The sequence below is a fragment of the Fulvivirga lutimaris genome, assembly GCF_009711525.1.
Lineage (GTDB): Bacteria > Bacteroidota > Bacteroidia > Cytophagales > Cyclobacteriaceae > Fulvivirga > Fulvivirga lutimaris.
On the sequence record NZ_SMLV01000119.1, the window covers coordinates 1 to 2,113 of the forward strand.

Genomic DNA, 2,113 nt, shown 5'->3' on the forward strand with positions numbered 1-2,113 from the left:
TACACCACAAGCTTCAACGTATTAGAAATCAGGAGATATTTAAACTCGTACATCGAGATCAGTACGACTCACTTACAGAACGTGAACGCCAAATACTGAAATTGTTGGCCAGAGATTTTAACAATCCAGAAATTGCAAAAAAGCTATTTATAAGCAGGTGTACTGTTGAGCAGCACAGAAAACGAATTAATGCCAAGCTCGGTGTGAATAGCGTCTTGCAAATGTATCGTTATGCCTTAGCTTTTGATTTGGTATGAGGTTACTCCTTAATCTTGTCCAGTAGCGTTCCTTCACTATCATAAAACTTCCAGGTGCCTGATTTCTGATCATTTTTATAGCGACCTTTGATAATCAGGTTGCCTAAGCTGTCATATTCTTCATAACGACCATGCTTCAAGCCATCCTTTAAAGGCACTTCAAACTTTAGCTGCCCGTTAGAGAAATTCTCAGTCAGCTTTTTGTCATTCAGGTCCTCAGGCAAGATGTTTTCTACCGCTATTATATAGTCTTCACTTACATCTGAGGCATCAGCTTCTGTAACATCACTTTCAGCTGAGAGCTCCTTTAATAAAGACTGCCAATTCTCCTGCTCGATATTGTTTAGGTGCTTTAACTGTAGTCTGTAGGAGAGCAGGTCATTATCAGGTAGCAGCTGTATGCCCAACAAAGGAAAGCCTTCTATATACTTTTTATGAGTTCTTAAGTTGCTCCATGATTTATCATCTAAAACCCTTTTAGCGTCAGTTAAGAGCTCTTCAGCACTGGCATAAATGAATATATTAGATTCATGATCAAACTCTTCCATAAATTCGGCATACTCTTTTGTGCTATTCAAAGTCTTGTTTTCAAGGCTGGCAGTAATGATCTTACCCAATGTTTTGGGCGAATTGCTAAAGACAATATAGTCTTCTAATACCACGTAATAGGGCTTATCGATAGACGAAAACATCTTACCAAAAATCAATTTAAAGAAACCCTTAATGGATAAGAATTTGATAGAATACCCTTTGTAGTCAATTCCTTTGAATTTAACTGGTGTTTTACGTCTGATCTTAGTTTCAATTAGCTCTAAATTCTCATTAAGATTATCCAAATCATTGTATCTGATGGCAACAGCCATTTCTACCTTATTTTTATCACTATTAGAGTTAAGCTGAATGAGTCCCATCTCATTATCCATCCAGCTAATAATATTCTCTTCAATTGAAATATCAAGGAATTTCTCCAACTTCTCTTTGTTCTTTTCATACTCTTCGCCTGATTCTCCCTCCTTTAAAAACCCTTCAAGATTCTTATAGAATGTATTGGCATCCGAAAAGCCCAAACTCATGAATGTAGACGCATTTTCAGGCACAATGGCTCCCAGGTTTATTTCTCCTTTGCCAGCATCTAGCAGAGAAAGTAAAAGATTGGTCTCATTATCAGGCAGGTCTGACAATCCTGTAATGGAAATGTACTTATCGCCAATATCAGTATTTAGGCCAATGAAATTTGAGTATTTGAAGAATCGTAAAGCATCCTTTTGCTCATCATTGTCGGCAAACTTTTCAAGCAATTTGGTGAAGTGCTTTTGTTGAAAGTAGATGGTAGGGGCATCACCTTCCATGTATTTGCTAACCTCTACAAAGTCGAGATCCCTAATTATGGTAGGCACAGATCTTTCTGAAATAGAGGTTTCTATTAATGCATGAGTAGTCGAAACTATAAGCAAATTACCATCAACACTCAGGTAATAAACTTCAGGTGAGTCATTAAATGTGAACTCTATTATTTCGGCACCCTGATAGTCTCTGGTGTATATTTTGGCATTATCGCCAATTATATTTCCAATATAATCCTTTAGAAAGCTTAACTGAGTGGCCTTTTGCAAATCAATGGTGTACAAAATCTCATATTCCTCATTACGGATATTATGAAATGAAATAACCATTGGCCGGGCAGCTGTAAGATCCCAAAGCACCTTGTTTTTCCTTATTTCAGTATTTAGACTGTCAATGCTTTGGCCAATGGATGATAGAAAAGGGTTGGTTTTCAAATAACTCCAAATGTCGTTGTCTGTCATCTTTTGCCACTGGCTTAAAGGGTTGTCCATACTGATGATAAGTGCAGCATT

The 2,113-nt window shown here is 37.2% G+C and carries 2 protein-coding genes; one reads left to right on the forward strand and one right to left on the reverse strand.

The annotated features are described in order from the left end of the window. A partial coding sequence (locus tag E1140_RS00575; protein ID WP_185153335.1) for a helix-turn-helix domain-containing protein occupies positions 1 to 257 on the forward strand: 257 nt, incomplete at its 5' end. A gap of 2 nt (positions 258 to 259) precedes the next feature. On the opposite strand, the gene E1140_RS00580 is transcribed toward E1140_RS00575, so the two are convergent. Next, positions 260 to 2,113, reverse strand: a 1,854-nt coding sequence (locus E1140_RS00580; protein ID WP_155178010.1) for a DUF3352 domain-containing protein, incomplete at its 5' end; no start/stop codon positions are given.